Annotated in this window: 23 protein-coding genes; 12 read left to right on the top strand and 11 right to left on the bottom strand. The window is 40.8% G+C overall.

All coding sequences use genetic code 11. The features are described 5' to 3' along the window. The first annotated feature begins 89 nt into the window (after positions 1–89). The 9 genes from HCK02_RS09470 (at position 90) to HCK02_RS09430 (ending at position 9,300) form a co-directional block, all read left to right on the top strand. Positions 90–911 carry an aldo/keto reductase gene (locus tag HCK02_RS09470; RefSeq protein WP_167629873.1) on the top strand — a complete coding sequence of 274 codons (822 nt, stop codon included), beginning with the start codon at positions 90–92 and terminating at the stop codon, positions 909–911. Positions 912–1,041: 130 nt separating this feature from the next. Continuing rightward, positions 1,042–2,202, top strand: a complete 1,161-nt coding sequence (locus tag HCK02_RS09465; protein WP_167629872.1) for an acyl-CoA dehydrogenase family protein — start codon at positions 1,042–1,044, stop codon at positions 2,200–2,202. Next, complete coding sequence (locus tag HCK02_RS09460; RefSeq protein WP_036070617.1) at positions 2,202–2,414, top strand: acyl-CoA carboxylase biotin carboxyl carrier protein subunit; 213 nt, start codon at positions 2,202–2,204, stop codon at positions 2,412–2,414. The genes HCK02_RS09465 and HCK02_RS09460 overlap by 1 nt, the downstream gene beginning before the upstream one ends. Continuing rightward, the gene (locus HCK02_RS09455; RefSeq protein WP_167629871.1) at positions 2,415–3,179 is read left to right on the top strand and encodes an enoyl-CoA hydratase-related protein; all 765 of its coding nucleotides are present in this window, start codon (positions 2,415–2,417) and stop codon (positions 3,177–3,179) included. A gap of 6 nt (positions 3,180–3,185) precedes the next feature. Beyond that, complete coding sequence (locus tag HCK02_RS09450; protein WP_167629870.1) at positions 3,186–4,679, top strand: acyl-CoA carboxylase subunit beta; 1,494 nt, start codon at positions 3,186–3,188, stop codon at positions 4,677–4,679. A gap of 13 nt (positions 4,680–4,692) precedes the next feature. Beyond that, complete coding sequence (locus HCK02_RS09445) at positions 4,693–5,970, top strand: hydroxymethylglutaryl-CoA reductase, degradative (RefSeq protein WP_246215570.1); 1,278 nt, start codon at positions 4,693–4,695, stop codon at positions 5,968–5,970. 289 nt (positions 5,971–6,259) lie between these two features. Beyond that, positions 6,260–6,817 (top strand): GNAT family N-acetyltransferase, encoded by a 558-nt coding sequence (locus HCK02_RS09440; protein WP_167629868.1) that lies wholly within the window; start codon positions 6,260–6,262, stop codon positions 6,815–6,817. A gap of 261 nt (positions 6,818–7,078) precedes the next feature. After that, positions 7,079–8,299, top strand: a complete 1,221-nt coding sequence (locus HCK02_RS09435) for an MFS transporter (protein ID WP_167629867.1) — start codon at positions 7,079–7,081, stop codon at positions 8,297–8,299. Between the two features lie 14 nt (positions 8,300–8,313). Further along, a complete protein-coding gene (locus tag HCK02_RS09430) occupies positions 8,314–9,300 on the top strand; it encodes a linear amide C-N hydrolase (protein WP_167629866.1) in 987 nt (328 codons plus the stop codon). A gap of 50 nt (positions 9,301–9,350) precedes the next feature. On the opposite strand, the gene dltD is transcribed toward HCK02_RS09430, so the two are convergent. Genes dltD through HCK02_RS09405 form a run of 5 tightly spaced genes read right to left on the bottom strand, consistent with a single transcriptional unit; the run spans position 9,351 to position 13,781 of the window. Beyond that, positions 9,351–10,637, bottom strand: a complete 1,287-nt coding sequence (dltD, locus tag HCK02_RS09425) for a D-alanyl-lipoteichoic acid biosynthesis protein DltD (RefSeq protein ID WP_167629865.1) — start codon at positions 10,635–10,637, stop codon at positions 9,351–9,353. Further along, positions 10,634–10,873: a D-alanine--poly(phosphoribitol) ligase subunit DltC gene (gene dltC / locus HCK02_RS09420; RefSeq protein ID WP_167629864.1), complete on the bottom strand. Its 240-nt coding sequence runs from the start codon at positions 10,871–10,873 to the stop codon at positions 10,634–10,636. Before dltC ends, dltD begins: the two co-directional genes overlap by 4 nt. A 20-nt stretch (positions 10,874–10,893) precedes the next feature. Continuing rightward, on the bottom strand, positions 10,894–12,078 hold the full coding sequence (gene dltB / locus HCK02_RS09415; protein WP_167629863.1) for a D-alanyl-lipoteichoic acid biosynthesis protein DltB: 1,185 nt from the start codon (positions 12,076–12,078) through the stop codon (positions 10,894–10,896). Continuing rightward, on the bottom strand, positions 12,075–13,601 hold the full coding sequence (gene dltA, locus HCK02_RS09410; RefSeq protein WP_167629875.1) for a D-alanine--poly(phosphoribitol) ligase subunit DltA: 1,527 nt from the start codon (positions 13,599–13,601) through the stop codon (positions 12,075–12,077). Before dltA ends, dltB begins: the two co-directional genes overlap by 4 nt. Before the next feature lie 33 nt (positions 13,602–13,634). After that, positions 13,635–13,781: a teichoic acid D-Ala incorporation-associated protein DltX gene (locus tag HCK02_RS09405; protein ID WP_167629862.1), complete on the bottom strand. Its 147-nt coding sequence runs from the start codon at positions 13,779–13,781 to the stop codon at positions 13,635–13,637. A gap of 264 nt (positions 13,782–14,045) precedes the next feature. Between HCK02_RS09405 and rpiA the strand changes: the two genes are divergently transcribed. Then, entirely contained in the window at positions 14,046–14,762 is a 717-nt protein-coding gene (rpiA, locus tag HCK02_RS09400) for a ribose-5-phosphate isomerase RpiA (protein WP_246215569.1), read from the top strand. Here the strand turns inward: rpiA and HCK02_RS09395 are convergent. Continuing rightward, positions 14,718–15,341, bottom strand: a complete 624-nt coding sequence (locus tag HCK02_RS09395) for a DUF1361 domain-containing protein (protein WP_167629861.1) — start codon at positions 15,339–15,341, stop codon at positions 14,718–14,720. The two genes, rpiA and HCK02_RS09395, sit on opposite strands and share 45 nt — an antisense overlap. Positions 15,342–15,449: 108 nt before the next feature. Here HCK02_RS09395 and map point away from each other — a divergent pair, with 108 nt between their 5' ends. Then, the gene (map, locus tag HCK02_RS09390; protein ID WP_167629860.1) at positions 15,450–16,190 is read left to right on the top strand and encodes a type I methionyl aminopeptidase; all 741 of its coding nucleotides are present in this window, start codon (positions 15,450–15,452) and stop codon (positions 16,188–16,190) included. A 44-nt stretch (positions 16,191–16,234) separates the two neighbouring features. Here the strand turns inward: map and HCK02_RS09385 are convergent, their stop codons facing one another. Further along, positions 16,235–16,666, bottom strand: a complete 432-nt coding sequence (locus HCK02_RS09385; protein WP_167629859.1) for a GNAT family N-acetyltransferase — start codon at positions 16,664–16,666, stop codon at positions 16,235–16,237. 20 nt (positions 16,667–16,686) lie between these two features. Then, on the bottom strand, positions 16,687–17,436 hold the full coding sequence (locus HCK02_RS09380; protein WP_167629858.1) for an alpha/beta hydrolase: 750 nt from the start codon (positions 17,434–17,436) through the stop codon (positions 16,687–16,689). 232 nt (positions 17,437–17,668) lie between these two features. Between HCK02_RS09380 and HCK02_RS09375 the strand changes: the two genes are divergently transcribed. After that, positions 17,669–18,688: a branched-chain amino acid aminotransferase gene (locus tag HCK02_RS09375; protein WP_167629857.1), complete on the top strand. Its 1,020-nt coding sequence runs from the start codon at positions 17,669–17,671 to the stop codon at positions 18,686–18,688. A 97-nt stretch (positions 18,689–18,785) separates the two neighbouring features. Here HCK02_RS09375 and HCK02_RS09370 read toward each other — a convergent pair whose 3' ends face one another. The 3 genes from HCK02_RS09370 to HCK02_RS09360 form a co-directional block, all read right to left on the bottom strand. Beyond that, positions 18,786–19,862 (bottom strand): FAD:protein FMN transferase, encoded by a 1,077-nt coding sequence (locus HCK02_RS09370; RefSeq protein WP_167629856.1) that lies wholly within the window; start codon positions 19,860–19,862, stop codon positions 18,786–18,788. Positions 19,863–19,934: 72 nt separating this feature from the next. Then, positions 19,935–20,588: a phosphatase PAP2 family protein gene (locus tag HCK02_RS09365; protein WP_167629855.1), complete on the bottom strand. Its 654-nt coding sequence runs from the start codon at positions 20,586–20,588 to the stop codon at positions 19,935–19,937. Positions 20,589–20,604: 16 nt separating this feature from the next. Continuing rightward, positions 20,605–21,306 (bottom strand): ChbG/HpnK family deacetylase, encoded by a 702-nt coding sequence (locus tag HCK02_RS09360; RefSeq protein ID WP_167629854.1) that lies wholly within the window; start codon positions 21,304–21,306, stop codon positions 20,605–20,607. Positions 21,307–21,393: the final 87 nt, after the last annotated feature.

Below are 21,393 nucleotides of genomic sequence, written 5' to 3'. Positions count from 1 at the left end.
CGAAACTTATTCCGCAAGGAAAAGAAATGAAACATTTAAAGAAGATTATTTATCTTTCTAAAATATATTTTACGAGGAAGGTGAAGAGAATGAGTATAACAGAAACAGTTGAACTCGCGAACGGTGTGAAAATGCCTCGCCTTGGTTTTGGTGTTTGGAAAGTAGACGATAAGGAAGTGGTCGATCCCGTCAAATGGGCGCTTCAAGCTGGCTACCGGGCTATTGATACAGCGAAGGCTTACGGGAACGAAGCAGGCGTTGGTCAAGCAATCAAGGAGTCAGGATTGAAACGTGAAGATCTTTTCCTAACAAGTAAACTTTGGAATGCAGATCAAGGTTACGACGCAACGATCGAAGTCTTTGAAGCAAGCCTTAAACGCCTTGGAACCGACTATCTTGATCTTTATTTGATTCATTGGCCAGTTGCTGGTAAATTTAAAGATACTTGGCGCGCTTTTGAACAGCTTTATCAAGATGGAAAAATTCGCGCGATTGGGGTTTGCAATTTCCAAGAACACCATTTGAAGGAACTTATTGCGGATGCTGATATTGTGCCAATGGTGAACCAAATTGAACTTCATCCACATTTGACGCAAGAGCCGCTAAGACAATTCTGCCGCGATCATAAAATTGTGGTAGAAGCTTGGTCGCCACTTGGAAATGGTCAAATGTTAAGTGATCCTGAACTGAAAAAAATTGCGGATAAATACGGGAAATCAGTTGCCCAAGTCATTATTAAATGGGATCTGCAAAATGGAATTGTCACTATTCCTAAGTCGGTTCATAAGGAACGGATTGAAGAAAACGCGGATGTGTTTGACTTTAAACTTTCAGACGAAGACATGCTTGCAATTTCAGCGATGAATAAAGATGAAAGAACGGGTCCTGATCCGGATAATTTTAATTTCTAATGAATTTGTAAATCCTGCACAGACACGTCTGTGCAGGATTTTTTATACCAATCGTGAAAATTGCTTTTCAAAATGAGAATAGTTATCATTGAGGGGTAGTGATTTTACAATCCAAGAAGGAGGAAGCAACATGGATTTTGAATTTTCAAAGGAACTTACTGCGCTCAAAAAAGAAGTGTACGCTTTTGTGGAAGAAAAAATTCGTCCTATAGCGGATCAGCTAGATAAAGAGGCTCGTTTCCCGCGCGAATTATTTGCAGAAATGGGAAAGCGAGGCTATCTTGGGCTACCTTTTTCTGAAGAATATGGCGGTAAAGGCATGGGCACGCTTGCTTATATGACGGCGGCAGAAGAAATTGCCCGCGCAAGTTTAGGTGTGGCGCTAAGCTATGTTGCAACGATTTCCATCGGGACGGAACCTATTGCAAGATACGGTTCGCCTGAACAAAAAGAGAAATTTTTACGACCACTTGCAGAAGGTCGTGAACTGGCTGCGTTTGGACTGACGGAAAAAACGGCAGGTTCTGATGCGAAAGGAATCGAGATGACGGCTGAAAAAGTAGGCGATGATTATATTTTAAATGGAACGAAACAATGGATCACGAATGCGAATTATGCTTCTATCATTACAGTTGCAGCGATTACAGGCTATAAACCTTCTGGAGAAAAAATAATTTCAGCGATTGTTGTCCCGATGGATACAGCAGGTATTACGGTGACAAGTCCCTATGATAAAATGGGCGCGCGATCGTCTGATACAGGTGAAATTACATTTAAAAACGTGCGCGTCCCAAAAGAAAACCTATTGGGGCAAGAAACGGACGGATTGAAGCAGCTACTTAATGTGCTGAATGGTGGCCGCATTTCGATTGCAGCGATTTCGGTTGGCCTTGCGCAAGACGCGTTCGATAAGGCGCTTCAGCATTCCGGGGAACGCGTTCAGTTCGGTGGACCGATCAGGCAATTTGAATCCGTTCAATTTAAGCTTGCGGATATGCTAACAGAGACGGAAGCGGCAAGACTACTCGTTCAAAAGGCGAGCCTTTTGAAAGATTCTGGTGAGACTTATATCAAGGAAGCAGCAATGGCGAAAGTCTTTGCTTCAGAAACAGCTACGAAAAATGCCAATCGGGCGATGCAAATTCTTGGCGGAACAGGTTATATGCGACCTGCGCAAGTGGAACGCTTGATCCGGGATGCGAAAATCCTTGAAATTGGCGAAGGCACTTCGGAAATTCAGCGCCTTGTAATTGCAAGACAACTATTTAAGGAAGAAGGAGAGAACAAATAATGGAAGAAATTCGTGCGGTCATTACAGGAACGTTGCATCAATTTAAAAAGCATGCAGGAGATGAAGTTGAAAAAGGAGAAGTCTTGGCAGAAATTGAATCCATGAAGATGCTGATTCCTGTTGAAGCGCCAAATACGGGAAAAATTGTCGAATGGTCAGTGACAGAAGGCGAGTTTGTAAATGAAAATGATACGATCGGGATGCTTGATTAAATGGCACTGGTCAACTTGGAATATTTAGAAAATGAAATAGCCGTTTTAACGCTCAATCGTCCAGAAAAAGCCAATGCCTTTTCAAACGCCATGCTCACGGATTTTAAGGAAGCTATCCAAAATTTAAAACCAGTTCGTGCGCTCCTTATTGCTGGTAGTGGCGGCCGCGTTTTCTCGGCTGGGGCAGATTTATCGGAACGAGCTGGTTTAAGCGAGGATGAGGTTTGGCCTGCGGTAGAACGAATTCGCTCGGTATGTGCGCAAGTGGCGGCGTTAAAGTGTCCAACGATTGCCGTTTTGAATGGTGCTGCTTTTGGAGGCGGACTTGAACTCGCGCTCGCTTGCGATTTTAGAATCGCAGAACGAGGCGTGAAGCTAGGTCTTACGGAAACAAGCCTCGGCATTATTCCGGGTTCTTTTGGAACGGTGCGACTGACGAAGCTTGTAGGAAAAAGTAAGGCGATGGAACTGATTCTACTAGCGAAGCGAATCCAAGCGGAAGAAGCTCTAGAAATCGGGCTCGTGAATCAAATAGCAGAAGATGCGCTTCGCACGTCGCTAAACTGGGCGGAGCAGCTGGCAAAGAATGCGCCCATCGCGGTTCAAATCGCCAAGGAAGTAATCGGCGGAGCAAGCGATCTGCCTGAGAAGGACGCTTTCTTGCTCGAAAAAGAAGGCTATTTAAAGACGATTCCGACGGCGGATAGACGTGAGGGGCTCGAGGCCTTTCGAGAGAAGCGGGAAGCCAAATTTCAAGGGAGGTAGGAGTAAATGGAGTTGAATGAACGAATAGACAAGATTAAAACGGGCGGTAAAGCCAAGTATCATCAAGCGAATAGCGAAAAAGGCAAACTTTTTGTTCGTGAGCGGATTCAGCTATTGCTCGATACGGATAGCGTTTTTCAAGAAGACGGCTTGTTTGCAGAAAGTGAAGCGGAAGATCTTCCAGCAGACGGAGTCGTGACGGGCCTTGGCTTTGTAAATGGCAGGAAAGTGGCGGTAATTGCCAATGATTCCACGGTGAAAGCCGGTTCATGGGGAATAAAAACCGTAGAAAAAATAATTCGAATGCAAGAAACGGCAGGACGGCTCGGACTTCCATTATTTTACTTGGTGGATTCCGCAGGGGCGCGCATAACCGATCAAGTCGCAATGTTCCCGGGTCGGCGCGGAGCTGGCCGAATTTTTTACAATCAAGTGCAGCTTGCTGGAAAGGTACCTCAAATTTGTTTGCTTTTCGGTCCATCCGCTGCAGGAGGCGCTTACATACCAGCTTTCTGTGATATCGTCGTCATGGTAGAAGGAAATGCGTCAATGTACCTTGGCTCGCCTCGAATGGCGGAAAAAGTGATCGGTGAAAAGGTGACACTTGAAGAAATGGGTGGCGCACGGATGCACTGCACGGTATCCGGATGCGGAGATGTACTTGCGAAATCTGAGGATGAAGCGCTTCGATTTGCAAGGCGCTATTTGTCGGTTTTAGATGGGGCACAGGGGGAAGCTCCGGAACTTCCAAATGGCAAGGATCTTGGTTCGCTCATTCCTGAAAATCCGAATGCACCACTCAATATGTATCAAGTGATTGAAACGCTTGTTGATGCGGATAGTTTTCTTGAAATTAAAGCGCTGTTTGCCAAGGAAATGATTACAGGTTTTGCTCGGCTAAACGGGAAATCAATTGGGATCGTAGCGAATCAGCCAATCATAAAGGGCGGCGTACTTTTCCCTGATTCGGCGGATAAAGCAACGAAATTCATCCAGATTTGTAATGCTTACCGGATTCCGCTTTTATTTTTAGCGGATGTACCCGGATTCATGATCGGTTCGCAAGTTGAAAAAGCAGGAATTATCCGTCACGGAGCAAAAATGATTGCGGCGGTCAGTGAAGTAACGGTTCCAATGATTTCTGTAATTGTACGCAAAGCTTATGGAGCCGGTCTTTATGCCATGGCGGGTCCAGCTTTCGAACCGGATGCGGTGCTTGCACTTCCTTCAGCCGAAGTGGCCGTTATGGGGCCAGATGCAGCGGTTAATGCGGTTTATGCTCGTAAAATCGCCGAGTTAAGTGAAGCGGAACGTGCTGCCTTTATTGCGGAAAAAACGGCGGAATATCAAGCGGAAATCAATATTTATCAAGAAGCTTCGGAACTCATTGTGGACGCGATTATCGCGCCAGAAAAATTGCGTCAGGAGCTTGAGACGCGTTTTACATTTTATGAGGATAAGCGAAAGACCAAAGAAACGCACAAAATTTATCCAATGTAGGCAGGTGAAACAAATGTTAGAGGGCTTTTATAAGAAAACGAAAGCAGAGAGACTAGATGCGATTCAAGAGCTGTGCGGGTTGACCCAAGAAGGTCGCGCGGTTTTTGAACAAGCTGGCTCGCTCTCGTTTGAAACGGCCGATCACATGGTGGAAAACTTGCTTGGTATCTACGGGGTGCCGCTTGGATTAGGGTTAAATATGCGAATGAACGGTCGGGATTATCTTGTTCCAATGGCAACGGAAGAGCCTTCTGTGATTGCGGCGCAAAGCGGAGCAGGGAAATTAATTCGGCAAGCTGGTGGAATGAAGGCCGAGTCAAGTTCACGTGAAATGACCGGGCAAATTGAATTATCGGGGATTCAAAATGTCGAGAAAAGTCGGGCCGCCATTTTGGCGCAGAAAACGGAGCTGCTCGTTCTTGCCAATAACGCTTATCCATCTCTACAAAAACGAGGTGGCGGTGCTACTGATTTGACTGTGCGAGTGGTAGAAACGGTGCGTGAGACGCTTCTCGTTGTGCATATAGCGGTTGTGACGCTTGAAGCGATGGGTGCGAATATGATTAACACGATGGCGGAAGCACTGGCGCCAAAACTGGAAGAGCTTTCCAGTGGAACGGCAGAAATGCGGATTTTAACGAATTTGGTCGATCAAGCAACGGCAACGGCTCAATGTGTTATTCCAGCTGACTTGCTTGCAGGAAAGGGCTTTAATGGAGAAGAAGTTCGTGATCGAATTGTTCGCGCTTATGAATTTGCGGCGGCTGATATTTACCGGGCGACGACGCATAATAAGGGCATTATGAACGGTGTGGATGCGGTTGTTTTAGCTTTTGGAAATGATACGCGAGCCGTGGAAGCAGCGGCGCATGCTTATGCGGCGCGAACGGGAAGGTATCAACCGATGAGCAGCTGGTCGGTTTCTGAGGCAGGTGAACTGGTTGGTGAACTTACGCTTCCGATGCCTGTTGCAACGGTTGGAGGCTCAATTGGAATTGTTCCGCTAGCTTCTCTGTCGAAAAAAATTTCAGGTGTGAAGACGGCGAGTGAGCTAGCCCAGTTGATCGTTTCAGTTGGACTTGCGCAAAATTTTGCTGCCCTAAGAGCACTTGTGACGGAAGGGATTCAGCGTGGGCACTTGTCACTTCAAGCAAAATCAACGGCAATTGCAGCTGGTGCAGAAGGAGAAGAAGTGGAACGAGTAGCTAAAGCTTTGCTCGAAAATCGACGTGTTAGTCTTTCTACGGCTACTGAAATTTTACAAGAAATTCGTGACAAATCTTCTCGATAAATAACTTTTTTGCTGCTTATGCATATGGGGACGAAAATGTATTCAAAAAAGACCATAAATTCGTAAATTGTTCACAACTTCGTCACAGACTTCTTTTTGAAAATAGGATATGATTGAATAAAGTATTGCAAGGTTCCCTATGTTGTCTAGAACTCTCTTTTCTACCACCACATCCTTGCAGTACTTTTTTTGTTGTTCGATGTAATCAGATGTGTTACTATGAAAAGAAAAATCTGACTTTTAGCAATGTTTGAACGGATGAAATAAGGTGTTGGAGGGGGAACTACAAATGGAACTGGCTTTTAAATTGAAAATAGATGAACAATTGAGTTTGGTTCAACCAAGTTTTTCGATGGCAACGGAAGTTTTCGAAGCACTCGATAAAGATCGTGAACATTTGCGGAAGTTTTTGGACTTTGTGGATGGTACGAAAACACCAGAAGATGAAAAAGACTATATTAAATTAAAGCTAGATGGTTATATCAAAGGGACTGATCGCTTATTCTTTATCGCGTTTGGTGATGAAATGGTTGGTGCCATTGATTTCCACTTTATGAATTTAAATGATGAAACAGCGGAAATTGGTTACTGGGTGAATTCTGCTCATTGTGGAAAAAATATCGCAACCAAAGCCGTGCGAGCGGTTTGTGAGCTGGGATTTGCCGAAATGGGTCTCAATCGCTTGACGATTGTTGCAGATGTGACTAATTTACCGAGCAATCGTGTAGCAGAAAAAAGTGGTTTCCGAAAAGAAGGAACATTTAAGCAAGCCAAGAAACTTTATGGTGAATTCACGGATTTAAATAGCTACGCGCTTTTAAAATCAGAATTTGGACAAATAAAATAAAAGGTTTACGCTAAGAAATCCTTATGTCGCAAGGCTTTCTTTGTTTTTGACAAATTTGTTAACTAATTAAATAATATTGATTTTAGTCTGTTGATTATCTATCTAAAAGGGAGAATAGGGTGCTATAATTGTTAAAGGAAAGACAGTCATTTTTAGAGAGGGGATGATTGTAAGCGTAATCAAAAGGGGATAAGATGTTGATGATTTGCGGAATTTTGCTGGCGGAACAAGAGAACGATTTAAAGAGAGGGGCATTATGCCATGACATCTGAAAAAGAAGGAAGAGCAAACCAATCGTTTTTTCTACTACTTCTTTTATTTATTGGTTATACGTGTGTTTATGTAGACAAATATACGATCGGCATTTCATTAGTCACTGTATCTAAGGATCTTGGATTTGATCCAAGTGAAAAGGGAATTATTTTGGGTGCTTTTTTCCTTGGCTACACAATTATGCAAATTCCAATGGGGTATCTAAGCAATAAATTCGGTTCCAAAGCTGTACTTGTTTTTTCACTCGTTGGTGTCGGTTTATTTTTAATGATTTTTGGATTTGGTTTTTCATTGCTATTTTTAGTTATTATTCGCTTTTTGACTGGTGCGCTCGCTCACGCTGGATACCCACCTTCTGTGAGTGGCTTTATTGCGACGAATGTTCCAACTGAGAAAAAAGGGTTTGCCCAAACAATTATGATTTCATCGTCAGGCTTTGCGATGTTTGTCGGGCCATTACTTGTGGCTCCGCTTTTGACAGCAGTTGGCTGGCGCAATACTTATTATATCATGGGAGTCATTGTCATTTTGATCGGCCTTTCGCTTTTAATATTGCCTAAGCAAACTAAAAAAATGACAAGTGAGGCAGAGGCGGCCAAGCATAACCTCTCGTTTCTCCAAATTATTAAAGATCCCGTGATTTGGGTCTTAATTGTCGCGGCGTTTCTTATGAATGCTTCGGTTTACGGCTTAACAAGTTGGCTCGCTTCTTATTTAAATGAAGCGCGCGGGCTCCCGATTGATCAAGTCGGCTATGTAAGTTCTGTAACGGGTATTTTCATTTTACTTGCAGGCGTGTTAGGTGGTTACTTGATCGGGCGGTTTTTCAGAGGGAAAGAAAAACAAATCATTGTCTTGTCTGGTTTAGTCGGAGCATTTTGTATTTATGGCGTATTTATGATGCAAAGTTTGCTTGCTTCGATTGTTATGCTTTGCATCGCGAATATGCTTTGTATTGTTGCTTTTTCGACACTTATGAGTTTACCTCATCAGTTGTTCCATCCGGATGAAGTATCGACAAAGTATGCAACAATCAATGCAGGAGGCGTTTTTGGCGGTTTCTTTGCGCCGACTATTATTGGAGCACTTGTACAAAAAACAGGGTCTTATCAAGCGGCTTTTCTATTTTTAGCAGGAACTTTTCTTTTTGGAGGACTTGCCGTTTTAATGATTAGAGGAAGAAAGAATAAACAAAAACAACTTGTATAAAGGAGACGATTAGTATGTGTACGGGAATTAGTGTGTTTTCGAAGCAAGGCAATCCTTTTTGGGGGAGAACACAAGAATTTGATATGGACTTAGACTATCAAGGTTTAATCATGCCCGCTGAAGCTCAGATTAAAGCTTCTCTCAGCGAATACGTAACTAAACATTCGTTTGTAGGCGTTTCGATCAAAGGAGCTGATATGGTCGTTGATGGCGTGAATGATGCAGGACTTGCCGGAGGTTCATTTTATTTTGGCAATGTAAATCGCTATGTACCTAAAAATGAAATAGAGGCTGCAGGCAAGCTTCCACTTGCAGGCGAGGAATTTGTGACTTGGGCGCTTGCCAATTGTAAAAATGTGGAAGAAGTACGTGAAAAAGCCTTGAAGGAAGTGGCGATTTCGTCAGATGGAGGGATGCTTGGAACCTCGCTTCCGCAACACTATGTTTTTCAAGATTTATCTGGAAAGTCGCTTGTTGTCGAGCCATCGGTTCCTGGAAGCTTTGAAATTTATGAGAACCTCGTCGGAACTTTCACCAACAGCCCTAAATTTGATTGGCACGTTACAAATCTTGAAAACTACGTAGGCATGAGTCAGGAAATTGCTCCAGCGCGAAAAATTGGACAAGCAAACATCTTTTCTTCAGGAAAGGGGAATGGACTTTATGGCATTCCGGGAGACTTCACGCCGCATTCTCGCTTTGTACACGCGACTTTCTTAAACCAGTTTTCAGACCCTGTAGAAGACGAAAAAGCGATTGAATTAATTTTCCATGTTCTCGATAGCTTTGACATTCCTAAGGGCGTTGTTGTGACAGGTGATGACCATAAAGTTCAATTTACACAATATACATCCGCTTATGATTTAAAGGAAAAAGCTTTGTATGTTCATTTATATGATAATCGTCAAATACAAATGTTATCGCTTGAAAAAGTAACAAAACCAACCAGGTTTCAAATCGAAGCTGAACAACAACTTTCTAAAATGAAACCTCTTCAATAAAAAAGCGAGCCGGATAGAAGAATTTTTCTTCTGCCGGCTCGCTTTTTCAGTTAATTTTTCTTTTTCAATTCTTGCTTTAAATTTTTTTGTAAGGGTTGCTTTTTGAAATAGTATTTTGGATCTGTTTTTGGATAATGAACGGGAAGTGGTTCTTTCATAAAATGGGTTAAAGATTTATCGACTTGAACCCATCCCCGCCAGCTTAAGTGAATTGGATCTTCTAGGAAGTAAGACGCATCGGAATACTCTTCAAGTGAAAGGTATTTAAATCCATTCTTCTTCACTTGAGCTTCTGATTTTTCATAGTATTTGTGGAGCGCATCCGGATCCATTCCGATAAAATCGGTCCATTCGCGGTTGATAGGCGGATTCACAAATAATACATCAGCATGCACCTTTTTAAAAGCATCCATCACAAGTTGTAAATCATCGTATTCTGGAGATTTAACATAACTTAGATCCTTCCGACTGTTTTTTAATTTCTCTTCAATCGGTTTGATTTTTTTATTGTAATAGTGATTTTTTACGTGAAATTCATTGTTATCCGTTTGCTTTTCACCAAGTGATTTTGCAAACTCATCCAATTCTTCAAAATCGGGATTATCCGGTAGTTGTTTCACTTCTTTATTGATTTTCGCTTGCTTAGATCCAGTGACAAATTTAGATTGTAATTCGTCTTTACGTTTTAAAACGCGATATTGAATTTCACCAGCTCGCTTTGTAAGGAACGGGCTGTGCGGTTTGTTCGGACCAAGCGTCGCGATATTTTCAAGAAGTTTTGAGAGAGTTGCGTCATTTTGAACTACTTTGAAACTTAGCAATCTGCGAGCGGCATAGCGACGCTCAGGGGTTTCTTTTTCATCTTGTAGTGCAAAGGTATAAGCTTGAATCGGTGAAAAAGTAGCCCCAAAGTGATTATCATCCACTCCTTTTGGTTGGAACCATTGTGGCGATAAAATGAAAACTACTTTCCTATTTTTTAGTTCCTTTTCTAGCATGTTAATATCCAAGTAATGATAGAGCGACTGAGTGCCAGGTCGACCGATTAAAAAGGGCGTATAGCCAGTTTTATATTTCTTAGCAAAAACACTTGGATGAAGCGGATCTATTCGCGAGAGTTCCGAGGAGCCGAAAATTGGCAAATATTTATCAGATTCAAAAGCGGTACGCTGAATCTTTTCTCCACCTACAACGGCGGGGCTCATAGAAGTAGCCCCATCGCTAACAGCTTGCTCGGAGACGCCGCCGAAAATGGCGCTTGGTCCAAATAAAATGAATAGGAAGATAAAACCCGCCACTAAAATCGGTCCAAAAATCATCCAAAGCTTTTTTTTCATCCTTTTAAGGCCTCAAGCTGCTTGATGATCATTTCTGGAGTTGCCCAATCGTCGCGATCAAATTCAGAAACGGGTACTGTGATATCAAGGTTATTTTCAATTTCAACAAGCAGCTGTACAGTTGCCATGGAATCGAGTAAACCTTCTTCAAATAGTTGTACATTTGTATTTTCTTTTACTTCTTCAGATTCAGTAATTTCCTCTAAAACATCTAAAACTTCGTCACGAAAAGCCATAATTATTTCCCACCTTTAATTTAAATGATTAATTTGTCAAATATGCCTGAGAAGATCAAGAAACCGAAACAAACGAAGTTGAAGGTAATGAACATCCCGACGACATAAGTGATTTTATTTTTTGGATAAAACTTATATTTTTTATTGATACGTTCGAAAATATCAAAGCCAACAATCAGCAAGGCTTGATAAAGACCGTAAACAATATAATACCAATGTAAACCGTGCCAGATCCCCATTACGAAGAAATTTACGAAATAGGCAATGTAGGCAATGGTAAACTTACTTTTGAACCACTTCTTCTTAGTGAGCCAGAAAACGAGTCGCATAAAGATGAAATCTCGGAACCAGAAGGAAAGTGTCATGTGCCAGCGATTCCAGAAGTCTTTGATATTACGAGCAAGAAACGGCTTGTTGAAGTTCATTGGCGTATTGACGCCGAGTAAGTAAGAAACACCGACGGCAAATAGACTGTAGCCGGCAAAGTCGAAAAAGAGATACATGCTATAAGCGTACATGTAACCGAACAAGCTAGAACCAAAGTCGATGTGGTGAAGCACATTGAACTCAAGTGGTCCTTTCCAGTGAGTTTCGATCAAATAAGCAATAATAAATTTGTACAAGAAACCGAGGAAAATGTAAAAAATACCTCGATTTAGAAGCCCCAAATATTTTTCTTGGTCAACTGGTTTTGTGACGTCTTTTTGAAAGCGTCTAAACCGGTCAATAGGACCTGAAGAAATCGTCGGGAAAAATAGCAAGAAATTAACGAATTGCGTCGAATCATATTCTTTAATGAGTCCATCGCGTATTTCCATGACCATGGTGGTCGCTTTAAAGGTCAGATAGGAAATACCGAGAAAACCGACTAATGTAGTTTGGCTTTCAAGGAGTGGCTGAACCTTTACGACAATCAGTGGCAGAATGGATAAAATGACGGCTAAAACAAAAATGCCACCGTGATTTTTTCCTTGAACGCGCCGGTAATTAAAGTAAAGCCGAACAACGATTAATTGCCAAAAAATGAAAATGATAAACGCAATACCTTGCACCATGTTGCTTGAAAACATAAAGAAGATAAAGAGCAATGTCACAAATGCGTTATAAACGGGAAGTCTTTTCCCCATTAAGTTTGCAATCACGATTGGCGCGATAAAAAGCGCTAGGATTGCAAAGTAAAATATGCTACCGTATGGGGTTGTCATTCGTTCACCTCATCATTTAAAACTTTGCGATCAATTTTTCCATTATTCGTAAGGGCAAGTTCATCTTTATAAATCCATTTACGTGGAATCATGTAACTTGGCATCTTCGCTTGGAGTTCTTCCTTGATCGCTTTAGTTAGCTTAAACGGTTTATCAAATGAATGTTCGTTCGGTACGACAAAAGCGACCAAACTATCCACTTTTCCGCCCGTGATTTTAGGAATCACAACTGCTGAGCGAATATAGCTCACTTCTTTTAAATTGTTTTCAATGTCTTCTAGCTCAATCCGGTAACCGTGAAGCTTAATTTGGAAATCCAGTCGACCATAGAAGAAAAGAAAATCATCTTGGATGCTGCCACAATCGCCAGTAAAGTAAGCATTTGCTTCAGCCGTTTGTTTAAAGACCTTAGCCGTTTTTTCTGGTTCATTTAAGTAACCTTTCGAAACGCTAGGTCCAACCAATACGATTTCTCCTTTTTCACCAGTTGGAACTTCTTGCTTTGTTTCTGGATCGACAATCAGGAGTTTGGTATCTGGTTTCACTTTACCAAGTGGTAAACTTGGATAGGCATCAATGATTTCTTTCGTTACTTGAATCTCAGTCACGGCAACGGTTGCTTCCGTTGGTCCATAAGTGTTGAACACTTTTGCATCCGGGAAGCGTTTAAGCAACTCACGTGCTGTTTCTTTTGTTAAGACTTCCCCGCAAAATATAAAGGAAGATAACGTTTTGCAAGTTGCAGCATTAAAGTCTGGGCTGAGAAGAGCAATATCCATAAATGAAGGAGTTGAAACCCAAACATTTAAATCTAAAGTACCAAGTACCGCATAGAGATCTTTCAAATTGGATGTAATCGTTTTGTCGACTGGAATGAGTGTCCCTCCTGAAAGAAGACAAGGATATAGATCCATAACAGAAAGGTCGAATGAGAAAGGCGCTTGATTTAAGAAACGAAGTCCCTCAGAAAGTGAGAAATCTTGCAAGAGCCAATTGGAAAAACTGACTAAGTTATTTTGGCTGATTTGAACCCCTTTAGGCATGCCCGTGCTGCCAGATGTGTAAATGATATAGTGGTTGGCATCGCCTTTTACAAAGTGATCACGGTCAACTTGGCTGCCTGCTTCGTCTTCCATTGCTTGTTCAATTTGAGTTTTTGATAGAACTTGAATGGTACAGGAAACATCTTCAGGTAAATCCTCTACGGCAAGAACTATAGAAGGATGAGAGGCTTGAATGATTTGTTCAATTCGTTCACTCGGCATTGAAACATCAACTGGAACGTAAGCATGTCCACTTTTTAATGAAGCCATAAAAGCGATGGGCATCAGTGAGCTCATATGACCATAAACCACGATGGGGCTATCAGTTTGTTTCAATTGTTTAAGCAAATAAGCAGCTAGCGCATCTGACTTTTGTTTGAGTGCCAGATAGGAAAGTACTGTCCCCTGATAATCATAGCAAGGAAAGTCAGGTGCTCGTTCTGCCCATTCATCAATTCGTTCGACAATAGAAGTTGCCATGGTTTGCACACTCATTTTATTCATCCTTTCTTTTTAAAATTCATTATAGATAAAGTTTGTACTGTTTGGATTTTTGAATCCATAAAACCAGAGCAAGCCAAGTAGAACAGCCAGATAGAAGATGGTTTTTAAAACAAAAATCGTTGCTGGAAGACAGAAAAAATGCTTGATTCTGTTCATGCATTCACCTCATTAATATTACTATTGTGTTACAAATATTAAGCTTTTACTCAATTAATAATGTAACTCAGGGATTTGCAAATGTCTAATTACATTTTTGTAAGGTTGAAGCGCTTACATATGGCGGAAAATACACATTTAGTTATAATAACGAATAAAGGAGTAATAAAACCCTGAAAATAACAAGGATTATCGGTATAATAAAAGGAGGAAATCAATTTTAACGGTCAGAAAGATGTTAAAAATGTAAGGTTGGGTGAAGAAATGATAAATATGAAAAAACTCGCTGCTGAAAAGGCTTGTGAAGAAATTAAAGAAGGCATGATCGTTGGTCTTGGAACTGGATCGACAACCTTTTATGCGATTGACAAAATCGGGAGACGAGTCAAAGCTGGACTCAAAATTCAAGCGGTTGTGACATCTAACAATACGGAGAAACTTGCAAGAGAACGAGGGATTCCACTTGTTTCTTTAAATGACGTTCAAGACATTGACCTCACAATTGATGGTGCAGATGAAGTAGATGTAGCTTTGAATGGAATAAAAGGTGGGGGAGGAGCCCTCTTTCGTGAAAAAATGGTGGCGCTTCATTCTAAACGAAATTTGTGGGTGATTGATGAAACTAAGCTCGTTTCCGAACTAGGAGCTTTTCCGCTTCCCGTTGAAGTTTTGCCATTTGGCTATAGGCAAGTTGAAAAAGAGCTCACTAAGCTAGACTTTCATCCTCGCCTGCGAAAGCAATCAAATAGTGAAACGCCCGTTGTAACCGATAATGGAAACTATATTTTGGATCTTTCTTTAAAAAAAATAAAAAATACCGAATGGCTAGCGCAAAAACTCGACAGCATTTCCGGTATTTTAGAGCATGGTTTATTTTTACAGCTTACAAGTGACCTTTTGATTGGTAAAAAAGATGGCACAATTGAAAAGCGTACATCAGGGTCTTTTAGGGAAGAAGCGAAACATCAAATAAACGAGTAATTGAAGTACAAATAAATAAAAGATGAATTCAAACTGAAAACTTGAAACGTCAAGAATGCTTTTCAAAGCTTCTACAGGTTCTGTGATAAGATGAACAGTATGAAGCCGCTCGAAACGTCCTAGATAAATGCCATAGCTTGATAAAAGCAGGACAAGCGGAAGCAAAATAAACGTTCGATCTTTTTTCATCCGTTCTCTTGCGGCATCTAAGAAAAACTGGAGCGATAAGTTGCCCACAAAAAGGCCGAAAAAAATGGAAGCCGCCATGACGGAAAAGCTTTGCCAGAGAAAACTGTCTTTTTTGAGAATCCCGTTGTAGTCATAAATCCGAAATTGTTTCAGATGAAAAAAGTCGGTGACGAGGTAAAAGGCATTGGGGAAAAATAATAGCCAAGCGATTGCCATGATCCAAAATACAAAGGGATTTCGTTTTTTATGATAAAGAAATACAGCGATTTCGAATGGAATATAAGCGAGTGTCACGTTTAAAAGTAGAAAATGGTAATAATCGAGAACGAAAAAAAGCAGTAGCATGAGGCACAAATAAAAAATTCGGCAGGCCCAGACGAGCTTTTTCATTTTAAGTAGCAACTCCTTTCAGGCTGTCTAATTTCTATTATACCTGTTTTTGATCGATCTTTAATAAAAATTTAAAATCTCATTTTTAGAAAGTAATGGAGGAATAAAATGATAGCCAAAACAAAAGAAGATTTCGAAGCGTTAAAAGAAATCGGGAGAATCGTAGCGAAGATTCGCGATGAATTAGTTCAAAAAACGCAACCTGGTATAACAACAAAAGAACTAGATGAGCTAGCAGGTAAGCTTTTTGAAGAGGAAGGAGCCATTTCTGCACCAAAAAGTGAATATGATTTTCCCGGGTTCACGTGTATTAGCGTAGGACGCGAAGTTGCACATGGGATCCCTGGAAAACGAGAAATTAAAGAAGGCGATTTAGTCAATATTGATGTTTCTGGATCAAAAAACGGTTATTTCGCAGATACAGGAATTTCCTTTGTTGTAGGGGATGGAAATGAAGAACTGAAGCAACTTTGCGATGTGGCAAAAAAGGCGTTTGAAGCCGGACTTGCGAAAGCAAAGCCGGGTTCTAAAAAAAGTGGGATCGGGCGAGCTGTGTTTCAAACGGCTCGGGAACATGACTTGACGGTGATCAAAAATCTGACGGGACACGGGATTGGGCATACGATTCATGAAGCCCCAGATCACATTTTCAACTACAAGGCCGCGTGGGACGACGAATTGTTGAAAGAAGGAATGGTGATCGCGTTTGAACCCTTTATTTCAACGTTTGAAGAAGAAGTTTTTCAAGAAACGGACGGTTGGACTTATGCAACTGAAAAAAGTTATGTTGCACAAATTGAACATACCCTTGTTATAACAAAAGAAGGCCCCATTATTTTGACCAAGTAAACCTAAAAACAAGCCGCTCGAAGCTTCGAGCGGCTTGTTTGCGATTAAATTTGTTTTTGCATTTCTTTATGTTCGATGCCTGCGTCCATGAAAATATCTGAACACACTTCATAACCAAGTTTTTCATAAAAAGGAATCGCCGTCACTTGGGCGCCTAATTTAAGCTTACTCACACCTTGTGCTTTAGCTTCCGCTTCGATGGCTTCCATGATTTTTCTGCCAGATCCTTTTCCGCGCGCGGCTTTTTGGGCACAAATTCGTTCGACTTTCCCGTAGCCATTTAAAGTACGAAAACGGCCAGTTGCAAGTGGAGTTTGGTCCAGATCATAATCGACAAACATGATGGTTTCTGGATCTGTATCAAATTCATCCCATTCAAGTTCTGGATCAACATGCTGCTCTTTCACAAAGACGTCATTACGAATTTGAAGCGCATCTTGACGCATTTGTTCAGTCGTTACTTTTTGTACAGTCATCAGATTGTTTCCTCCTCTAATCAGCTTTCCATACTTTCTAAATCGAACGTACGGGCTGGAAGCATATATTTTAAGCTGGGCTTTAAAAAGGGTTGCCAGTAAGTCCAGCGGTGTCCACCTTCAAATAAATGGAATTCCGATTCGAAGCCTTTTTCTTGAATCAAATTATGTAAAGCTTCATTTGGAGCCAAAAAATTATCAATCGTGTGGTTTGTAGTCTCAACTTCCGTTTCTTGATCCCCGATGATGTGAAAGATTTTGAGCATTCCCGGGTTTGCTTGCTTCACAAGTTCCATCAAATCATCGTTTACAAACGGCGAATGGAGAACGGCATTTCCGAAGGTATAAGGGTATTTGAGACAAGCTTTCAGGGAAACGCTCGCACCGAGGGAATCCCCCATTAAAAAGCGGCTGCCGGCCATTTGGAAAGATGGAATCAAGCTTTCGAGAAAAGGAACAAGTTCATGCGCCAAAAAACGCACGTAAGCTTCATTTTGCTCACCGTCTGGATGATATTTTCTCCTTCTGTCTTCCACTGTTTTATACGGCAGGAAGGCGAAAACTGATTTTTGAATTTGCGAGCTATCTGTCAGTTCGTCCACAAGTTTTGGAAGTTTACCGAATCGGATATAATCTTTCCCGTCTTGAATGATGAAAAGCGGATATTTGTAAAGAGGCGAGTATTGCTTTGGCAAATAGATGATGACTTCCATTTCCTCGTTTAAATGTTTACTAAATAATTTTTCTTCAAGCATTTTTCCTTCAGCCATAAATCCATCTCCCCCTTAAGATTTAGAATGGTTTCATTTTATCATGGATTGAACAAAAAGGAAGGCTATTTTGCTTATTTTAAATAAAGGATTAGAAAATACAGTGAATTTAGATAGTTTGGGGTATTTAAAAAACAGGTTAAAAAAACTACTGAAACTGAAAAGAGGTTGTGCTATACTAGAATTTAAAAGAAACACAAGCCAATTTTTTAGAGAGAAAGTAGGGAACAGAATGCCGAAAGACATTGATTGGAAAAATTTAGGATTTAGTTACATCAAAACAGATAAGCGTTACATTTCCTATTTTAAAGACGGAAAATGGGACGAAGGAACACTTACAGAAGATAACGTACTCCACATTAGCGAAGGATCGACAGCACTTCATTATGGTCAACAGTGTTTCGAAGGACTTAAAGCTTATCGTGCCAAAGACGGCTCGATCAATTTGTTCCGTCCCGATCAAAACGCATTACGTATGCAAAAAAGCTGTGAGCGGTTATTAATGCCGCAAGTCCCAACTGAGAAATTTATTGAAGCTTGTAAACAAGTGGTTGCAGCAAATGAAGATTATTTACCACCTTATGGAACTGGCGGTACATTATACTTGCGTCCTTTTGTTATCGGTGTAGGAGATAATGTTGGCGTTCAAGCTGCAGATGAATATATCTTCTCCATTTTCTGTACGCCAGTAGGTGCTTATTTTAAAGGCGGCTTACAACCTGCGAACTTTATCGTATCTGAATTTGACCGTGCAGCACCTCGTGGCACTGGCGCAGCAAAAGTCGGCGGAAATTACGCTTCAAGTTTACTTCCAGGTAAAGAAGCGAAAAAACGTGAATTTGCGGATGCCATTTATTTGGATCCTGCTTCACATACGAAAATTGAAGAAGTTGGAGCGGCGAACTTCTTTGCGATTACAAAAGATGATCGCTTCATTACGCCATTTTCTCCTTCTATTTTGCCAAGTATCACGAAGTATTCACTGCTTTATTTAGCGGAACATAGACTAGGGCTTGAAGTAGAAGAAGGAGATGTATATATCGACCAATTGGATGATTTTAAAGAAGCAGGGGCTTGTGGAACTGCGGCGGTTATTACTCCTATTGGTGGCATTCAAAATGGGGAAGACTTCCATGTATTCTATAGCGAAACGGAAGTAGGACCTGTGACAAAAGAACTTTATGATGAACTTTGTGGCATTCAATTTGGTGAAAGACAAGCGCCAGAGGATTGGATCGTGAAAGTTAAATAATGACGCTAAAACCATCACTCGAACTTCCAGAGGGATGGTTTTCTGGAATGAAAAAAGCCGGACAACCACTTTTAAATGGTTGTCCGGCTTTTTTAAGTTAATTTCCCATTTTAAAATCGGAACTGGTCAGTTCGAATTTTCCTTTGAGACCGGAAGTGATATAAACTTTCTTTTCTTTGCTAACAAAGATCGCTTCGACTCCTTTATGTTTTTCAATGAAAGAAAGCCCTTCGTCGATCCCTTTTGAAAAGGCAGCTGAGGAAAGTCCGTCACCAGTGATTGATTTTTTACTGATGATCGTGACCCCTGCAATATCATTGTTGAATGGATAACCAGTTTTGGGATCAAATAGATGATGATATTTCTTTCCATCAACTTCTAAATAACGTTCGTAAATACCAGAAGTAACAATGGATTTATCGGTTTCAGGTAGTTTTCCAAGAATGGTATTTCGTGGTGAAAAGGGATCTTGGATACCGACATTCCAATCTTTTCCTTTAGGATTTTTCCTTTCAAGTAAAATGTTTCCACCAAGATCAATGATGGCAGTCGAGACGCCATTTTCTTTGAAGACTTTTTTTACTTCATCGGCAATGAAGCCTTTGGCAATACCACCAAGATCGAGCTCCATACCTTTTTTCTTTAAATAAACGGTTTTATTTTTGTCATTTAATTCTACATCTTTATAACCGATAAGAGGAAGGCGCGCATCAATTTCGCTTTGCGAAGGTTTGCGTGCATCTGGAAAACCAATGTGCCAAAGTGATGTGATCGGGCCGATTGTAATATCTTTTGTGCCACCAGTTTGGGCACTAAATTTAAGTCCTTCTTTAATGAGATAATAAATATCATCATCGACTTTCACGGGTTTTACGCCGCTAGCCGCATTAATTTTATCGACTTCAGAAGTGCGGGTGTTTTCATCGTTCACATCAATTTTGTCTGCTAAGTCTTTTACGCGATCAAAGCCCTTATCGAGTACTTTTTCTTTGCCTTTATCATAGATGGAAAGCGTGACAACTGTCCCCATTAAGAATTCCGTTTTTTTGTAAGGTGTTTCCAGGATAGTTGTTTTTTCTGCTTGCTTCGAGTCTTGAGTTTCACTTTTCCCGCAACCAGCAAGTGCGACGATAAGTACAAGAAAAAGAAGCGCAATCCAATTTCTTTTTTTCATTCTGTCACCTCGAATTTCATTTATTCCGTTACTAAATGTATCCTTTTACTGAAGGGAAGTCAACAGGATTTGTTAACTTCTTCGCAAAATAGGAGATTTAAATAAAAAATAGAAAGAAAAAGAGAGCAAGGAAGCAGAAAGTGAAAAGCCGGCAAGTACATCACTTGGATAGTGCACGCCAAGGTAAACACGTGAAAACATGATGAAGCCAATGAACAAAAAGGCTAAAATGCCGACTATCCATTTTTGCGATGATTTTTTCAAGAAAAACAAAATAAGAATGAGTGCAGTCAAGCCATAAAAGGTGGTAGATCCGGCAGCATGTCCACTTGGAAAGCTGTAGCCAGATATGGAAATGACTTTATCAAGCGGGCGTGGACGTAGCTCAATGTGTTTCACAATTTGTGGTAAAACAAGTTCACCAAGTAGAAGGGTGATGCCAGCCCAAAGTGAAAAAAGCAAACCTCGCGTTTTCCATAAAAAAAGAAAAAGGAGCACGGAAAAGATGGTAAGTACCATTGTTCCGCCGAGATCAGTAAAAACTTTGAAAAATTCTACAAGCGGTTCTTTTAAATCGGAACGGATTAACTGATTTAAATTTTGATCTAGTTGCGTGATCCAGGTTGCCTTTACAGAAACGCTTCTCCAGAAAAAGAGAAAGATGAGCGCAAAAAACGTTCCGCTAATGAGTAAAAGCGAATGGGAAGATGTTTTTTTTGAAATCAAAATCGAAACACTCCTTTTAATAGGTGGAAAGCTCAAACTGTGAATCGGCAAGATAAGCTTGAACCACGGGGTTAATTAAAACATTCAACTCGAGTTTACGAGCTTCATTATATGAGCTTAACTGACGAAGTTCGAGATCGCAAAATCCTGGATGACAAAACAGCTCGGTACCTGAATAGTTTTGCTGTTTATTAAGGTGCTGAATGAAAGATTCAGGCGAGATGGACTCTGAATCTGGGAAAGCGTTTTGGACATTTGGAATTCTTGGATCAGCACCTCGGAGGGGGATTCCACGTTCTTCTGCTAGCGCTTTTGCAATCTCAAAAAATCGTGGATTAAAGTGCACATCATGATGACTATCTAAATGTGTCGGCTTTTTGCCTATTAGCTTTTCGAAGCGATCGATTTGTGCCTGCCACTCCTTTAGTACTTCTGTTTCGGAAACTTCTGTTTTACGGAGTGTCAGCTGATCTAGGAAAGCACCGCCTGGTTGTATTAGTGTTTTGGGATTCGTAAGCGGAAAGCCTGCTGTTAAAGTTAGATGAACACCGATTCCGAGTTTAGGATAGTTTTGAGCTTCAGTTCCAGCATATTCAGTAGCAGAAGCATTCATTAAAAGCGTTGTCGAAGTTAGAACGCCTTTACTGTGGCTACGGAAAATCCCATCTGTTATCGCTTTCGTATAACCAAGATCGTCTGCATTAATCACGAGCTTCATTTTTTAATAGCTCCTCGTAAAATATATTTTAGAAAGATAAATGATCTTCCCTAAATGTTTCATTTCTTTTCCTTACGGAATAAGTTT

It is taken from the genome of Listeria valentina, assembly GCF_011800755.1.
Lineage (GTDB): Bacteria > Bacillota > Bacilli > Lactobacillales > Listeriaceae > Listeria > Listeria valentina.
This window is presented reverse-complemented; position numbering and strand designations above follow the sequence as displayed.

Bases quoted from the DNA above. Each gene is read 5' to 3' on its own strand.
- HCK02_RS09455 (WP_167629871.1), top strand. From the start codon at position 2,415: ATGGCACTGGTCAACTTGGAATATTTAGAAAATGAAATAGCCGTTTTA.
- map (WP_167629860.1), top strand. From the start codon at position 15,450: ATGATAGCCAAAACAAAAGAAGATTTCGAAGCGTTAAAAGAAATCGGG.
- HCK02_RS09430 (WP_167629866.1), top strand. From the start codon at position 8,314: ATGTGTACGGGAATTAGTGTGTTTTCGAAGCAAGGCAATCCTTTTTGG.
- HCK02_RS09395 (WP_167629861.1), bottom strand. From the start codon at position 15,341: ATGAAAAAGCTCGTCTGGGCCTGCCGAATTTTTTATTTGTGCCTCATG.
- dltB (WP_167629863.1), bottom strand. From the start codon at position 12,078: ATGACAACCCCATACGGTAGCATATTTTACTTTGCAATCCTAGCGCTT.
- HCK02_RS09360 (WP_167629854.1), bottom strand. From the start codon at position 21,306: ATGAAGCTCGTGATTAATGCAGACGATCTTGGTTATACGAAAGCGATA.
- rpiA (WP_246215569.1), top strand. From the start codon at position 14,046: ATGATAAATATGAAAAAACTCGCTGCTGAAAAGGCTTGTGAAGAAATT.
- HCK02_RS09380 (WP_167629858.1), bottom strand. From the start codon at position 17,436: ATGGCTGAAGGAAAAATGCTTGAAGAAAAATTATTTAGTAAACATTTA.
- HCK02_RS09445 (WP_246215570.1), top strand. From the start codon at position 4,693: ATGTTAGAGGGCTTTTATAAGAAAACGAAAGCAGAGAGACTAGATGCG.
- HCK02_RS09385 (WP_167629859.1), bottom strand. From the start codon at position 16,666: ATGACTGTACAAAAAGTAACGACTGAACAAATGCGTCAAGATGCGCTT.
- dltC (WP_167629864.1), bottom strand. From the start codon at position 10,873: ATGGCTTTTCGTGACGAAGTTTTAGATGTTTTAGAGGAAATTACTGAA.
- dltA (WP_167629875.1), bottom strand. From the start codon at position 13,601: ATGGCAACTTCTATTGTCGAACGAATTGATGAATGGGCAGAACGAGCA.
- HCK02_RS09370 (WP_167629856.1), bottom strand. From the start codon at position 19,862: ATGAAAAAAAGAAATTGGATTGCGCTTCTTTTTCTTGTACTTATCGTC.
- HCK02_RS09405 (WP_167629862.1), bottom strand. From the start codon at position 13,781: ATGAACAGAATCAAGCATTTTTTCTGTCTTCCAGCAACGATTTTTGTT.
- HCK02_RS09465 (WP_167629872.1), top strand. From the start codon at position 1,042: ATGGATTTTGAATTTTCAAAGGAACTTACTGCGCTCAAAAAAGAAGTG.
- HCK02_RS09450 (WP_167629870.1), top strand. From the start codon at position 3,186: ATGGAGTTGAATGAACGAATAGACAAGATTAAAACGGGCGGTAAAGCC.
- HCK02_RS09435 (WP_167629867.1), top strand. From the start codon at position 7,079: ATGACATCTGAAAAAGAAGGAAGAGCAAACCAATCGTTTTTTCTACTA.
- HCK02_RS09375 (WP_167629857.1), top strand. From the start codon at position 17,669: ATGCCGAAAGACATTGATTGGAAAAATTTAGGATTTAGTTACATCAAA.
- HCK02_RS09470 (WP_167629873.1), top strand. From the start codon at position 90: ATGAGTATAACAGAAACAGTTGAACTCGCGAACGGTGTGAAAATGCCT.
- HCK02_RS09460 (WP_036070617.1), top strand. From the start codon at position 2,202: ATGGAAGAAATTCGTGCGGTCATTACAGGAACGTTGCATCAATTTAAA.
- dltD (WP_167629865.1), bottom strand. From the start codon at position 10,637: ATGAAAAAAAAGCTTTGGATGATTTTTGGACCGATTTTAGTGGCGGGT.
- HCK02_RS09440 (WP_167629868.1), top strand. From the start codon at position 6,260: ATGGAACTGGCTTTTAAATTGAAAATAGATGAACAATTGAGTTTGGTT.